Origin of the sequence: Streptomyces sp. NPDC052225, from assembly GCF_040679615.1 — a bacterium.
Lineage (GTDB): Bacteria > Actinomycetota > Actinomycetes > Streptomycetales > Streptomycetaceae > Streptomyces.
The window spans coordinates 131599-146280 of sequence record NZ_JBFAVD010000005.1 but is presented as its reverse complement, the minus strand read 5'-3'; the positions used below and the strand labels follow the sequence as shown (position 1 = coordinate 146280).

The 14682-nt window shown below is 71.4% G+C and carries 12 protein-coding genes; 9 read left to right on the top strand and 3 right to left on the bottom strand.

Going from position 1 to position 14682, the window contains the following annotated elements:
• The first annotated feature begins 67 nt into the window (after positions 1 to 67).
• From AB0L37_RS10050 to AB0L37_RS10015, 8 genes are all read left to right on the top strand, one after another.
• The gene (locus AB0L37_RS10050; protein WP_365502337.1) at positions 68 to 1207 is read left to right on the top strand and encodes an inositol-3-phosphate synthase; all 1140 of its coding nucleotides are present in this window, start codon (positions 68 to 70) and stop codon (positions 1205 to 1207) included.
• Complete coding sequence (locus tag AB0L37_RS10045) at positions 1204 to 2166, top strand: SCO3242 family prenyltransferase (protein ID WP_365502335.1); 963 nt, start codon at positions 1204 to 1206, stop codon at positions 2164 to 2166. Before AB0L37_RS10050 ends, AB0L37_RS10045 begins: the two co-directional genes overlap by 4 nt.
• On the top strand, positions 2163 to 3014 hold the full coding sequence (locus AB0L37_RS10040) for a sugar phosphate isomerase/epimerase family protein (RefSeq protein ID WP_365502333.1): 852 nt from the start codon (positions 2163 to 2165) through the stop codon (positions 3012 to 3014). Before AB0L37_RS10045 ends, AB0L37_RS10040 begins: the two co-directional genes overlap by 4 nt.
• Complete coding sequence (locus AB0L37_RS10035; RefSeq protein WP_365502331.1) at positions 3011 to 3664, top strand: EboA domain-containing protein; 654 nt, start codon at positions 3011 to 3013, stop codon at positions 3662 to 3664. Before AB0L37_RS10040 ends, AB0L37_RS10035 begins: the two co-directional genes overlap by 4 nt.
• The gene (locus AB0L37_RS10030; RefSeq protein WP_365502329.1) at positions 3664 to 4515 is read left to right on the top strand and encodes a TatD family hydrolase; all 852 of its coding nucleotides are present in this window, start codon (positions 3664 to 3666) and stop codon (positions 4513 to 4515) included. The genes AB0L37_RS10035 and AB0L37_RS10030 overlap by 1 nt, the downstream gene beginning before the upstream one ends.
• A 3-nt stretch (positions 4516 to 4518) precedes the next feature.
• The gene (gene eboE, locus AB0L37_RS10025; RefSeq protein WP_365502327.1) at positions 4519 to 5691 is read left to right on the top strand and encodes a metabolite traffic protein EboE; all 1173 of its coding nucleotides are present in this window, start codon (positions 4519 to 4521) and stop codon (positions 5689 to 5691) included.
• Complete coding sequence (locus tag AB0L37_RS10020) at positions 5688 to 7094, top strand: nucleotide pyrophosphatase/phosphodiesterase family protein (protein ID WP_365502325.1); 1407 nt, start codon at positions 5688 to 5690, stop codon at positions 7092 to 7094. The genes eboE and AB0L37_RS10020 overlap by 4 nt, the downstream gene beginning before the upstream one ends.
• 171 nt (positions 7095 to 7265) lie before the next feature.
• Positions 7266 to 8420 (top strand): sugar phosphate isomerase/epimerase family protein, encoded by a 1155-nt coding sequence (locus AB0L37_RS10015; protein WP_365502323.1) that lies wholly within the window; start codon positions 7266 to 7268, stop codon positions 8418 to 8420.
• Between the two features lie 72 nt (positions 8421 to 8492).
• Here the strand turns inward: AB0L37_RS10015 and AB0L37_RS10010 are convergent, their stop codons facing one another.
• From AB0L37_RS10010 to frc, 3 genes are all read right to left on the bottom strand, one after another.
• Positions 8493 to 9884: an OFA family MFS transporter gene (locus tag AB0L37_RS10010; protein WP_365502321.1), complete on the bottom strand. Its 1392-nt coding sequence runs from the start codon at positions 9882 to 9884 to the stop codon at positions 8493 to 8495.
• Positions 9885 to 10001: 117 nt separating this feature from the next.
• Entirely contained in the window at positions 10002 to 12161 is a 2160-nt protein-coding gene (locus AB0L37_RS10005; RefSeq protein ID WP_365502319.1) for an acetate--CoA ligase family protein, read from the bottom strand.
• 3 nt (positions 12162 to 12164) lie between these two features.
• Positions 12165 to 13394 carry a formyl-CoA transferase gene (gene frc / locus AB0L37_RS10000; RefSeq protein ID WP_365502317.1) on the bottom strand — a complete coding sequence of 410 codons (1230 nt, stop codon included), beginning with the start codon at positions 13392 to 13394 and terminating at the stop codon, positions 12165 to 12167.
• A 153-nt stretch (positions 13395 to 13547) separates the two neighbouring features.
• On the opposite strand from frc, the gene sucC reads away from it, so the two are divergent.
• Positions 13548 to 14681: an ADP-forming succinate--CoA ligase subunit beta gene (sucC, locus tag AB0L37_RS09995; RefSeq protein ID WP_365502315.1), complete on the top strand. Its 1134-nt coding sequence runs from the start codon at positions 13548 to 13550 to the stop codon at positions 14679 to 14681.
• Position 14682 lies beyond the last annotated feature (1 nt).

Below are 14682 nucleotides of genomic sequence, written 5' to 3'. Positions count from 1 at the left end.
TCCTGCCCGGCCCTCTTCACCCTGCCCGGCCCGTACCCCCGGTTCGCGTACGACAAGGAGGCTGCCCATGTCCGCCGAACCGTCCCTCCCCACGCCCTCACCCCGCTTCGGCGTCTGGCTCGTCGGAGCACGCGGCTCCGTCGCCACCACCGCCGTCGCGGGCTGCGCCGCCGTCACCGCGGGCCTGCACCCGCCGACCGGCATGGTCACCGAGACCGCCCCCTTCACCGACTCCGCTCTGCCAACGTTGTCCTCCCTCGTCTTCGGTGGTCACGACACCGTCGACTGCCCGCTGCCCAAACGCGCCGAACACCTCGCCGAGGGCGGTGTCCTGCCGCACGGACTGCCCTCCGCCGTGGCCGCCGAACTGGCCGCAGCCGACCGCGAGATCAGGCCCGGCGGCCCGCTGCCCGGCGGCGACAACCGCACCCAGGACGAGCTGATCGCCTCGTTCGCCGCCGACATCGGCGACTTCGTCCGCCGCCACGACCTCGCCGGTGCCGTCGTCGTGAACGTGGCCTCCACCGAACCGGCCCCGGCCCACGACGGCGCGCTCCCGCCCAGCTCCCTCTACGCGGCCGCGGCCCTCCGCGCCGGCTGCCCCTACGTCAACTTCACCCCCTCCACGGGCCTGCACCACCCGTCCCTCGCCGCGGCGGCCCGGGCCGCCGCCGTCCCGCACGCCGGCCGTGACGGCAAGACCGGCCAGACCCTCCTGCGCTCCGTCCTCGGCCCGATGTTCCTCCAGCGCGCACTCTCCGTACGCGCCTGGTCCGGCACCAACCTCCTCGGCGGCGGCGACGGCGCCGCCCTCGCCGACCCCGCCGCGGCCGCCGCCAAGAACGCCGGCAAGGAACGCGTCCTCGCCGACACCCTCGGCGCCGCCCCCCAGGGCGAGGTCCACATCGACGACGTCCCCGCCCTCGGCGACTGGAAGACCGCCTGGGACCACATCGCGTTCGACGGGTTCCTCGGCGCCCGCATGGTCCTCCAGACGACCTGGCAGGGCTGCGACTCGGCACTCGCCGCACCCCTCGTCCTCGACCTGGCCCGGCTCCTCCTGCGCGCCCACACCGTCGGACTCACCGGCCCCCGCCCGGAGCTGGGCTTCTACTTCAAGGACCCGGACGGCGCGGAGTCCGCCGCGCTCGGCGAGCAGTACGCCGCCCTGGCCGACTTCGCGGCACGGCTGCGGGACCAGGCGTGAGCGGCGGCTCCCGGCTCCGCGCCTGGGCCGAACTCCTGCGCCTGCCCGCCCTGTTCACCGTCCCCGGCGACGCTCTCGCGGGCGCGGCGGCGATCGGTGTCCGCCCCCACCGCGGCACCCTCCTCGCCGTCGGCTCCTCCCTGTGTCTGTACGAGGCGGGGATGGCCCTCAACGACTGGGCCGACCGAGCCGAGGACGCCGTCGACCGCCCCGCCCGCCCGATCCCGTCCGGCCGCGTCCACCCTGCCGCGGCCCTCACGGCAGCCGGCGCCTTCACCACCGCCGGCGTAGCCCTGGCCTTCCGCGCGGGCCGCACCGCAGGAATCCTGGGCACCGGCCTCGCGGCAACGGTCTGGGCATACGACCTGTCCCTGAAACACACCCCGGCGGGCCCCCTGGCCATGGCCGCGGCCCGCGGCCTGGACGTCCTCCTGGGCGCGGCGGCAACGGCGGGCCCGGCATCGGAGGGTCCCCCTGGCCAGGGCCACCTTGCCACCCACGCCGCCCAAGCCACCCACGCCGCTCGCGACCCCCTGGCCTCGCCGGCCCGAGCCGCCCTCAACGCCGCTCTCGCCCTGGCCGCCCACACCGCCGCCGTCACCGCCGTCTCCCGGAACGAGACCACCGGCGGAGATCCGGTCGCCCCGGCCGCGGCGCTCGCCGTCACCGGCGCCCTGACCCACCACCTCCGCAGACCCCCGGCGGGCCGAGGCGCAGCAGCCCCCCTCGGCCTGCCGGGTCCCGCCGCGTACGCGGCGACCGCCGTCCGGCCTCTGTTCCACGCCACCCTGAACCCCTCCCCGCCGCTCACCCAGCGCGCCGTCGGCGCCGGGATCCGCGCGATGATCCCGCTCCAGGCCGCTCTCGCCGCGCGCTTCGGAGCCCTCGGGTCGGCCCTGTTCACCGCCGCGCTCGCACCGCTGGCCGGCCGCTTCGCGAAGAAGGTGAGCGTCACATGACCCTGCGCTGGGGATACGGCACCAACGGCCTCACCGACCTTCGCCTCGACGACGCCCTCGCCCTCCTCTCCGACCTCGGCTACGACGGTGTCGGCCTCACTCTCGACCACATGCACCTCGACCCGCTGGCCCCGGACCTCGCCGCGCGCACCCGTCAGGTCGCCCGCGCCCTGGACCGGCACCACCTCACGGCCACCGTCGAGACCGGCGCCCGCTATGTCCTCGACCCGCGCCGCAAACACGGCCCCTCCCTCCTCGATCCCGACCCGGACGCCCGCGCCGCGCGCATCCGGCTGCTGATCCGTGCCGTCCAGGTCGCCGCCGACCTGAACGCCCACGCGGTGCACTGCTTCAGCGGCATCACTCCCGACGGCACCGACCCGGACTCCGCCTGGAAGCGCCTCGCCGAATCCCTCGCCCCCGTCCTCGACGCGGCCACCGGCGCGGGAGTCCCTCTCGCCATCGAGCCGGAACCCGGCCATCTCCTCGCCACGCTCGCCGACTTCCACCACCTGCGCGGCGCGCTCGGCAGCCCCGACGCGCTCGGCCTCACGCTCGACATCGGCCACTGCCAGTGCCTGGAACCGCAACCGCCCGCCGACTGCGTCCGCGCGGCGGCGCCCTGGCTGCGGCACGTCCAGATCGAGGACATGTGCCGAGGCGTCCACGAGCACCTGCCGTTCGGCGACGGCGAGATCGACTTCCCGCCGGTGCTCGACGCCCTGAACGCCACCGGCTACCGGGGCCTGACCGTCGTCGAGCTGCCCCGCCACTCCCACGCAGGGCCCCAACTGGCCGCAGCATCCCTCCCGTTCCTGCGAGCCGCAGCACAAGGAGGCAGCGCATGAACCAGCCGACCACCCCCGCCGCCCTCCGCGCCCACCTCGACACGGCGCTCTCCGGAGCCGCCCGCGCCTGGCTCGACCAGGCCCTGGCCGAGGCGGCGAGCCCCGCCGGGACAGGCGACGAGAAGAACCCGCCGGTCTGGGAATCGCGGTTCGCCGAGGCCGGCCGCCGCACCGGCCAGGACCACGCCGACGCCACCCGCGTCCTGCTGCTGCACGCGGCCCGTGCCGACACCGCCACGCTCACCCGCCTGTACGCGCAGGGCACCGCCGCCGAACGCCGCGCCGTCCTGCACGCCCTGCCCCACCTCGTCCCCGGGCCCGACGCGCTCCCGCTCGTCGACGACGCCCTGCGCACCAACGACACCCGCCTGGTCGCCGCCGCCCTCGGCCCGTACGCCGCCTCCCACCTGCCGGACCACTCCTGGCGCCACGCGGTTCTGAAGTGCCTGTTCACCGGTGTCCCCGTGGACACCGTCGCCGGCCTGCGGCAGCGCTCCCACGGCGATTCCGAACTCGCCCGGATGCTCGGCGACTTCGCCGAGGAACGCACCGCCGCGGGCCGTCCCGTCCCCGAGGACCTGCACCGCGTCCTGGCCCTGACCGCGCCCGCGCCCCACGCGCCGGGCGGCACCGAGGCGAAGGAGTCCTGATGCGCATCTTCGACCCCCACATCCACATGACGTCGCGCACCACCGACGACTACGAGGCCATGTACGCGGCCGGAGTCCGCGCCCTCGTGGAACCCGCCTTCTGGCTCGGCCAGCCCCGCACCTCGCCCGCGTCCTTCTACGACTACTTCGACGCCCTCCTGGGCTGGGAGCCCTTCCGCGCCGCCCAGTACGGCATCACCCACCACTGCACCATCGCCCTCAACCCCAAAGAGGCGAACGACCCCCGCTGCACCCCCGTCCTCGACGAACTGCCGCGCTACCTCGTCAAGGACAACGTCGTCGCCGTCGGCGAGATCGGCTACGACTCCATGACCCCCGCCGAGGACACCGCCCTCGCCGCGCAGCTGCAACTCGCCGCCGACCACGAGCTGCCCGCCCTCGTCCACACCCCGCACCGCGACAAGCTCACCGGCCTGCGCCGCACCCTCGACGTCGTGCGCGAATCCGCGCTGCCGCTCGACCGCGTCCTCGTCGACCACCTCAACGAGACGACCGTCAAGGAGGCCAAGGACGCCGGGAGCTGGCTCGGCTTCTCCGTCTACCCTGACACCAAGATGGACGAGGACCGCATGGTCGAGATCCTGCGCGCCTTCGGCCCCGAGAAGGTCCTCGTCAACTCCGCCGCCGACTGGGGAAAGAGCGACCCCCTCAAGACCCGCAAGGTTGCCGACGCGATGCTCGCCGCCGGGTTCACCGACGACGACGTCGACCTCGTCCTGTGGCGAAACCCGGTGGCCTTCTACGGGTTGAGCGGCCGCCTCCAGCTCGACGCACCGCCACCCCAGGAGCCGACCCACGAGGGCAACTCCATCCTGCGCGGCGGGGCGTGACTCATGCGCTTCCGGCACCCCGACGGCTCCACCGTCCACCTCGCGTACTGCACGAACGTGCACCCCGCCGAGACGCTCGACGGCGTCCTCGCCCAACTCCGCGACCACTGCGAACCCGTGCGCAAACGGCTCGGCCGCGACCGCCTCGGCATCGGCCTGTGGCTCGCGAAGGACGCCGCCCGCGCCCTCGGCACCGACCCGGTCGCCCTGCGCGGACTGCGCACCGAGCTCGACCGCCGCGGCCTGGAGGTCGTCACCCTCAACGGCTTCCCCTACGAGGGGTTCGGCGCCGAAGAGGTCAAGTACCGCGTGTACAAGCCGGACTGGGCCGACCCCGAACGGCTCGCCCACACCTGCGACCTGGCCCGCCTCCTCGCCGCCCTGCTGCCCGCCGACGTCACCGAGGGCACGATCTCCACCCTGCCCCTGGCCTGGCGCACCGCCTACGACGAGCAGCGCGCCGACGCCGCCCGCACCGCACTCGTCACCCTCGCCGAACGCCTCGACGCCCTCGAGGAACTCACCGGCAGATCGATCCGCATCGGCCTGGAGCCCGAGCCCGGCTGCACCGTCGAGACCACCGCCGACGCCATCGCCCCGCTCACCGCCGTGGCCCGCACCGACCGCATCGGCCTGTGCCTGGACACCTGCCATCTCGCCACCTCCTTCGAAGATCCGCACACCGCGCTCACCGGCCTCGCCACCGCCGGCATTCCTGTCGTGAAGTCCCAGCTCTCCGCCGCCCTGCACGCCGAACACCCCCGTCTCCCCGACGTCCGCGAGGCACTCGCCGCCTTCGACGAACCCCGCTTCCTGCATCAGACCCGCACCGTCACCACCGCGGGACTCCACGGCACCGACGACCTCGGCGACGCCCTCACCGGCACCGCGCTCCCGGACACCGGCGCCTGGCGCGCCCACTTCCACGTCCCCCTGCACGCGGCCCCCGCCGCCCCGCTCACCTCCACGCTCCCCGTCCTGAAGGACACGCTGACCCACCTCGTCGGCGGAGCCGAGCCGCGCACCCGCCACCTGGAGGTCGAGACCTACACCTGGCAGGCCCTGCCGGCCGAGCTGCGCCCCCGCGGCCGGGCCCAGCTCGCCGACGGCATCGCCGCCGAACTCACCCTCGCCCGCGACCTGTTGACGGACCTCGGCCTCAAGGAGCTGCCATGACGGACGCGACATCCACGCCGACTCCGACGGGCCCGACCCCTCTCCTCGTCCTCGACGTCGTCGGTCTCACCCCCCGTCTCCTCGATCACATGCCGCACCTCAAGTCGCTCGGCCAGTCCGGCTCCCGGTCCCCGCTGAGCACCGTGCTGCCCGCCGTCACCTGTGCCGCCCAGTCCACCTTCCTCACCGGCACGATGCCGTCCGAGCACGGCATCGTCGGCAACGGCTGGTACTTCCGCGAGCTCGGCGACGTCCTCCTGTGGCGCCAGCACAACGGCCTCGTCTCCGGCGACAAACTCTGGGACGCCGCCCGCCGCGCCCACCCGGGGTACACCGTCGCCAACATCTGCTGGTGGTACGCCATGGGCGCCGACACCGACATCACCATCACCCCCCGTCCCGTCTACTACGCCGACGGCCGCAAGGAACCCGACTGCTACACCCGGCCCCCGGCCCTGCACGACGAACTCACCGAGAAACTCGGCACGTTCCCCCTCTTCCACTTCTGGGGCCCGGGCGCCGACCTCGTGTCGAGCCAGTGGATCATCGACGCGACCCGACACGTCATGGCCACCCGCCACCCCGATCTCACCCTGTGCTACCTCCCCCATCTCGACTACGACCTCCAGCGGTTCGGCCCCGACGACCCCCGCTCGCACCGGGCCGCCGCCGAACTCGACACGGCCCTCGCCCCGCTGCTCGACGACGCCCGCGCCGAAGGCCGCACCGTCGTGGCCCTGTCCGAGTACGGCATCACCCGCGCCGACCGCCCCGTCGACATCAACCGCGCCCTGCGCCGCGCCGGCCTCCTCGAGGTGCACACCCAGGACGGCATGGAGTACCTCGACCCGATGGCGTCCCGCGCCTTCGCCGTCGCCGACCATCAGATCGCCCACGTCTACGTGCGCCGCCCCGAGGACCTCGAAGCCGCCCGTGCCGCCCTCGCCGATCTGCCCGGCATCGACCAACTCCTCGACGACGAGGGCAAGAAGGCCCACCATCTCGACCACCCGCGCTCCGGCGAACTCATCGCGATCGCGGAACCCGACGCCTGGTTCACGTACTACTACTGGCTCGACGACGCCCGCGCGCCCGACTTCGCGCAGCTCGTCGAGATCCACCGCAAGCCCGGCTACGACCCGGTCGAGCTGTTCATGGACCCCCACGACCCGTACGTGAAGGTGAAGGCGGGCGCCGCGCTCGCGCGCAAGAAGCTCGGCATGCGCTACCGCATGGCGGTCGTGCCGCTCGATCCCTCGCCTATCCGCGGCAGCCACGGCCGCCTGCCTCTGAGTGACGACGACGGTCCACTCATCATCAGCTCCACCCCCCATGCGTTCCCCGGCCGCGTCGCCGCGACCGATGTGAAATCCCTGCTCCTGGACCTGGCCGGACTCGGCTGAGGCGCACGCCTCCCCAAGTCCGCCCCCGCAGAAGCAGTTACAGAGAGTGAAGCACAGGTCACTGACGACACGCCAGTGGCTTCCGACCCGCAGGCCGAAACCGGCGAACACACCCCGAGAACACGCCCCGAGAACACACCCCGAGAACACATCCCAAAGGGAGAGGCACCCGTGACCGAGTTCCACGACACCCCCGCCAGCGACGACGCCCTCAGACACCGCCTCGGCATCAACCGCCGCCGCTTCCTGAGCACGTGTTCCGCCGTGGCGGCCGGCGCCATCGCCGCGCCCGTGTTCGGCGCCGCACCGTCCTTCGCCCAGACCCAGACGGAGAGCGGCGGCGGCGGGCGCGGGCACGCCCTCGTGCCCGCCGACCGGCGCGGCATCATCCTCTACACCGTGCGGGACGCGACCGGCCGTGACCCGCTCGCCTCCGACCTGCCCTCCGGCTTCCGCGAGGTGTTCAAGGAACTGGCCCGCTACGGCTACCGGCAGGTCGAGTTCGCCGGCTACGGCCAGCACGCGAACGCCCCCGGCGGGGCGAGCCTCGAGTCCGTCGAGGGCGCCAAGCTGCTGCGCTCCTGGCTCGACGAGTACGGCCTGCGCGCGCAGGGCAACCACGGCTTCATCCCCGGCTCCTGGCCGCTCACCCAGCCCGACACCGACACGTTCAAGAAGCACCTCGAGATCGCCAACATCCTCGGCATGGACCACATGGGCACCGGTGGCGACCCCACCAACAGCTCGTACAAGGCGGACTGGGACGTCGCCGCCGACAAGTGGAACGCGCTCGGCGAGATCGCGCGCGGCGCGGGCATCAAGCTCTACACCCACAACCACGACGCGGCGTACGGCTTCCTGCTCGACGGCGGTCCCCTCGACGCCCAGGGCCGGCCCACCCGCAGCTCCGGCATCCGCAAGCTGGAGTACTTCCTCCAGCTCACCGACCCGCGGTCCGTCTGGCTGGAGATGGACATCTTCTGGGCGCACGTGGCCCAGTACAAGTTCCACACGTACACCGCGCACGACGGCTCCACCCAGGAGAACGTCTTCGACCCGGCCGCCCTGGTCCGCGCGCACAACAAGCGCTACCCGCTCTTCCACGCCAAGGACGGCACCCGTAACGACACCAACGGCATGGGCTACGACATGGTGCCCTTCGGCGAGGGGGTCATCGACTACACCACGTTCTTCAGCCGGGTGGGCGCGAAGAACTACCACAACCCGATGGTCGAGCAGGACAACGCGCCGAGCTCCACCGACCTCGGCCAGTCCCTGAAGTACGCCAAGATCGGTTACGGCAACATGGCGGCACTGCGCAAGTAGCACGCACTCGCGCGCGTGAGAGGGGCCCGGCCGGTCGGCCGGGCCCCTCTCACTGTGGTGCGTACCGAGTCGTCAGGCCATCTCCTCCCCGAGAGGTTGCGGGTTGGGCCTGATGTCACGCTTGGGCGACTTGGGCCTGCCGGGCGGCGTCAGGAAGAGCGCGAGGAACCCGGCGAAGAGCGAGATGCACCCGGCCAGGATGAAGGCTCCCGAGTGTCCCCAGACGCCGACGACCATGGACCCCATGCCGGCACCGAGCCCGGAGACCAGCTTCGAGCTGTAGACCATGCCGTAGTTGCTCGCATTGTTGTTCTCGCCGAAGTAGTCCGCCGTCAGCGCCGCGAACATCGGGAAGATGGCGCCGCCACCGAACCCGGAGATCGCGGAGAAGATCAGGAACATCGGCAGGAGCTGCGCCTCGGCCGACCAGATGATGCCGAACTGGGCGAGACCCAGGATGACGCACACGGCCAGCAGACACTGCTTGCGCCCGTACCGGTCGGACAGCCAGCCGATGACCCCGCGTCCGGTGCCGTTGACGATCGCCTTGAGCGACATCGCGGTCGCCACGATCCCGCCCGCGAAGCCCGCTTCCTTGCCGATGTCGACCTGGAAGGCGATGCCGAAGATGTTCACTCCGGACGTGCACGCGAGGCAGCACCACATCAGTGCCACACGACCGGTCTTCCACGCCTCCTTGGGGGTGTACTGCTTCACGGCCGGCGGGTTCTTCTCCAGCGAGCGCCGCGCGCGCGGGTCCTCCGGCGGGTTCAGCGGGTCGACGTTCGAGGGCCACCAGTTCTTCGGCGGGTCCTTGAAGAAGGAACCGGCGACCGCCACCATCGTGGCCAGCAGCACACCGACAGAGACCAGCACCCAGCGGAAGTTGGTCAGGTCCATGTAGCCGGTGAACAGGAAGACGAACGGCACCGAGCCGTAGGCGAAGCCGCCGTTCACGAAGCCCGTCTTGCCGCCCCTGCGCTCCGGATACCACTTGCCCACCATGTTGACGCAGGTGGCGTACACCGCGCCCGCGCCCATGCCGCTGAACACGCTGAACCCGATGTAGGCGAAGACGACGTGCGGCGCGAAGGCCAGCGACAGGTAGCCGAGCAGGGTTCCCGTGGCGCCGAGCATCATCGCCCAGCGGGCCGGCAACTTGCCGCTCTCCCGCAGCTTTCCCGCGGGGAAGGCCACCGCGGCCTGGAAGAACACCCAGACCGTCATCATCCAGTAGATGTGGCCGCTGTCCCAGTGGTGCGCGGTGTGCAGGGTGTCCTCGGCGGACGCGAACGCGTACTCGGCGGACGAGATCCCCATCATGCCCACCCAGGGCAGGATCACCATCCACTTGCGCTTGCGCCCCATGATGTCGATGTCGGACTCGCCGACGCGGAACACCCGGCCGTTGGCGTCCGTCACCTCCTGATAGGAGACGGAAGTCGGTAGATCAGTCGTTGTCATGACGGTCGAACCCCTTGCGTCGAAAGATCTGGGCAGCGCCCCCTGTCCAAATTGCTTTCGTGTGCGCACGGGACCTGGGTCCGGCCGACGCGCACCGCCGACCGGACCCGCCTGCGGTCACCTCATCGACCGGCCCCCCAACAGCCCGGCGGCCCGGGCCCACCGGTACTTGGCCCCGAGCACCGCGACGGGCTTCTCGGTCGTGTACGGGTACGCGACCACCCCGCGCTCGAAGAGGTACTGGCACGCCTCCTCGACCTCGACGTCCCCGGCCAGCGAGGCGACCACGGGCTTCTCGATCCCGCGCTGCCGGAACTCCTCGACGACGCGGGCCGTTACCTCCGCGAAGACCATGGGAGGGGTGACGATGGTGTGCCAGTAGCCGAGCACGAGCGCGTGGATGCGCGGATCCTCCAGGCCGAGCCGGATCGTCGCCTCGTACGTCGACGGGGGCTCGCCGCCCGTGATGTCGACGGGGTTGCCCGCGGCCCCGAAGGGCGGGATGAACCGGCGGAAGGCGGCGTCCAAGTCGGCCGGGATCTCCATCAGCCGGAGCCCGTTGTCCGTCACGGCGTCCGAGAGCAGCACCCCGGAGCCGCCCGCACCCGTGATGATCACGACGTTGTCGCCCTGCGGCGTCGGCAGCACGGGCAGCGCCCGCGCGTACTCCAGCATGTCGTTCAGGCCGGGGGCCCGGATCACACCGGCCTGCCGCAGGATGTCGTCGTACACGGCGTCGTCGCCCGCGAGGGCGCCCGTGTGCGACCCGGCGGCCTTCGCGCCCGCGGCCGTGCGCCCCGCTTTGAGGACGACGACGGGCTTCTTCGGCACGGTCTCCCGCGCGGCCGCCACGAAGGCGCGTCCGTCCTTGAGGTCCTCCAGGTGCATGGCGATGCACTGGGTGTGGGGGTCCTCGCCGAACCAGGTGAGCAGGTCGTCCTCGTCCAGGTCCGACTTGTTGCCCAGGCCCACGATCGCCGAGACGCCCGTCTTCGTGGTCCGCGCGAAGCCGAGGATCGCCATGCCGATGCCGCCCGACTGCGAGGTCAGCGCGACGCCGCCCTTCACGTCGTACGGCGTGCAGAACGTGGCGCACAGGTCCTGCCACGTCGAGTAGTAGCCGTAGATGTTCGGCCCGAGCAGCCGTACCCCGTGCCGCTCCGCGATCGCCACGATCTCGTCCTGGAGGGCGACTTCGCCGGTCTCGGCGAAGCCGGAGGGGATCAGCACCGCGTTCGGAATGCCCTTGCGGCCCACCTCTTCCAGGGCCCCCGCCACGAACTTGGCGGGTATCGCGAAGACCGCCACATCCACCTCACCCGGCACGTCCGTGACACTCTTGTACGCCTTGCGGCCCAGAATGTCATCGGCCTTGGGGTTCACCGGATGAATCTCCCCGGAGAAGCCGCCGTCCACGAGGTTGCGCATCACCGAATTGCCGATCTTGCCCTGCTCGTTGGAGGCGCCGATCACCGCCACCGAGCGCGGCTCCATCAGCCTCCGCATCGTGCCCAGGATCTCCTCACGGGTGTACGTGCGCCGCGCCTTCGGCACTCCCTCGGCGAGAATGACGCGGATGTCGGCGGCGACCGCGCCCTCGGGTGTCGCGATGACCGGGTTGAGGTCGACCTCCGCGATCTCCGGGAAATCCGTCACCAGTTGGGAGACCCGGCGGAGCTGATCGGCCAGCGCCGCCCGGTCGACGCCCTGCGCCCCGCGCACCCCGCGCAGCACCTCGGCGGCCCGGATCGAGTCGAGCATGTCGAGCGCGTCGCCGGTGTCCAGCGGCGCGAGCCGGAAGGTGACGTCCTTGAGCACCTCCACAAGGACACCGCCCAGGCCGAAGGCGACGACCTTGCCGAACGTCGGGTCGGTGACGGCTCCGACGATCACTTCCTGCGCGCTGCCGCCCGTGGGCAGCAACTCCTGCACCTGGATGCCCTCGATGCGGGCCTGCGGCGCGTACGCCCGCGCGTTCTCCATGATCCGGTGGAAGGCGGCGCGGACGTCGGCCGCTCCCTCCACGCCCACGATCACGCCGCCGGCGTCGGTCTTGTGCAGGATGTCGGGCGAGACGATCTTCAGTACGACGGGCTTGCCGAAGCGCGCCGCTGCCGCCACTGCCTCCTCGACGTCGGTCGCCAACTCCTCACCGGGTACGGCGATCCCGTACGCGTCGGCGATCACCTTGCCCTCGGGTGCGGTGAGCGCCGTGCGTCCCTCGGCCCGTACGGTGTCGAGCAGCGCGCGCACCGTGAGCGTCCGGTCCTCGGCCATCAATCAGATCACTCCGTTCGACTTGAGCAGGTGCAACTCCTCGTCGCCGAGACCGAGTTCACCGACGAAGATCTCTTCGTTGTGCTCGCCGAGCAGCGGTGAGCTGGTGACGTCGACGGGGGAGTCGGAGAGTTTGAGCGGGGAGCCCACGGTCGTGAAGGTGCCGCGCTCCGGGTGGGGCACCTCGACGATCATGTCGTTGGCGACCAGGGAGGCGTCCTCGATGATCTCCTTGGTGGAGAGGATCGGGCCGCAGGGGATGTTGTGGGCGTTGAGCTTCTCCAGGACGTCCCACTTGGGCAGGGACGAGGACCATTCCTCGATGAGCTGGAACATCTTGGTGAGCTGCGGCAGGCGGGCTTCAGGGGTGGCCCACTCGGGGTCGTCGGCCAGCTCCGGGCGTCCGATGAGTTCGGTCAGGGGCTTCCAGCCGACGGGCTGGACGATGACGTAGACGTAGTCGTTGGGTCCGCCGGGTGCGCACTTCACCGCCCAGCCGGGCTGGCCGCCGCCTGAGGCGTTGCCCGAGCGCGGCACCTCGTCCCCGAAGTCCTCGTTCGGATACTCCGCCAACGGGCCGTGCGCCAGCCGCTGTTGGTCGCGCAGCTTGACCCGGCACAGGTTGAGCACGGCGTGCTGCATGGCGACGTTGACGCGCTGGCCGCGGCCGGTGTTCTCGCGCTGGAAGAGCGCGGCGAGGATGCCGGCGACGGTGTGGATACCGGTGCCGGAGTCGCCGATCTGGGCGCCGGTGGCCAGCGGAGGGCCGTCCTCGAAGCCGGTCGTGGCCATGGAGCCGCCCATGGCCTGGGCGACGACTTCATAGGCTTTGAAGTTGGTGTACGGGCCGTCGCCGAAGCCCTTGATGGAGGCGTAGATGATGCGGGGGTTGATCTCCTGGATGCGGTCCCAGGTGAAGCCCATGCGGTCGACGGCGCCGGGGCCGAAGTTCTCCACCATGACGTCGGAGCGGCGGATGAGTTCGGTCAGCAGTTCCTTGCCGCGCTCGGTCTTCGTGTTGAGGGTGATGGAGCGCTTGTTGCAGTTGAGCATCGTGAAGTAGAGGGAGTCGACGTCGGGGATGTCCCGCAGCTGCTTGCGGGTGATGTCGCCGCTGGGTGCTTCGAGTTTGACGACGTCCGCGCCCAGCCACGCCAGGAGCTGGGTGGCGGACGGGCCCGACTGGACATGGGTCATGTCGAGCACGCGTATGCCTTCGAGAGCCTTGGTCATGTTCCCTCCACGCCTATGCGTTGCGTTCCGCACGGGTCCGCCGGTCGGCCGTTCGTACATTGCATACAGTGGTCGAATACTGTATGAACTTGGTATCCCGCATCTGATGGTGGTGTCCAGGGGGCGTGCGGCACTTTCCTCACGGGAGTTGAGTTGGATCTCTACGAACACCAGGCAAGGGATCTCTTCGCGGAGCACGGCATCGTCGTGCCGCGCGCCGAGGTCACCGGCTCGCCGAAGGAAGCCCGTGCGATCGCGCGCAGGCTGGGCGGCCGGGCCGTGGTCAAGGCACAGGTGAAGACCGGAGGGCGGGGCAAGGCGGGCGGCGTCAAGCTCGCCGCGGACCCGGCCGCCGCGGAGCTCACCGCGCGACAGATCCTCGGCATGGACATCAAGGGCCACACCGTACGGAAGGTCATGCTGGCCCAACCCGTCGACATCGAGAGCGAGTTCTACGTCTCCTACGTCCTCGACCGGGCGGCCGGGACCTTCCTCGCCATCGCCTCGGCGGAGGGCGGCATGGACATCGAGGAGGTCGCCGCGACGCGCCCCGAGGCCGTCGCCCGGATCCCGATCGACCCGGCCGAGGGCGTCACCACCGCCACGGCGGCCCGGATCGCACAAGCGGCGGGCCTGCCGCCGCAGAGCGTCGACGTCCTCGTACGGCTGTGGTCCGTCCTCACCCGGGAGGACGCGGTCCTGGTCGAGGTGAACCCCCTCGTGCGTACCGCGCAGGGCGACATCCTCGCCCTCGACGGCAAGGTCACGCTCGACGACAACGCCCGCTTCCGGCAACAGCGTTGGGGCGCGCAGGAGGCCGCGCACGACGACCCGCTGGAGGCGCGCGCCGCCGCCAAGGGCCTCAACTACGTGAAGCTCGACGGCGAGGTCGGTGTCATCGGCAACGGCGCCGGACTCGTCATGTCCACCCTCGACGTCGTCGCCGGCTGCGGCGCACGGCCCGCCAACTTCCTCGACATCGGCGGCGGCGCCTCCGCCCAGATCATGGCCGACGGCCTCGACGTCATCCTCTCCGACCCGGCCGTGCGGTCCGTCTTCGTCAACGTCTTCGGCGGCATCACCGCCTGCGACGCGGTGGCCGACGGCATCGTGCAGGCCCTGGAATCCGTGCAGTTGACGAAACCGCTCGTGGTCCGGCTCGACGGGAACAACGCCGTGCGCGGCCGCGCCATCCTCGACGACCGCGCCCACCCGCTGGTCCGCCAGGCCACGACCATGGACGGCGCCGCGCGCCAGGCCGCCGACCTCGCACTCGACCCCGCCTAAG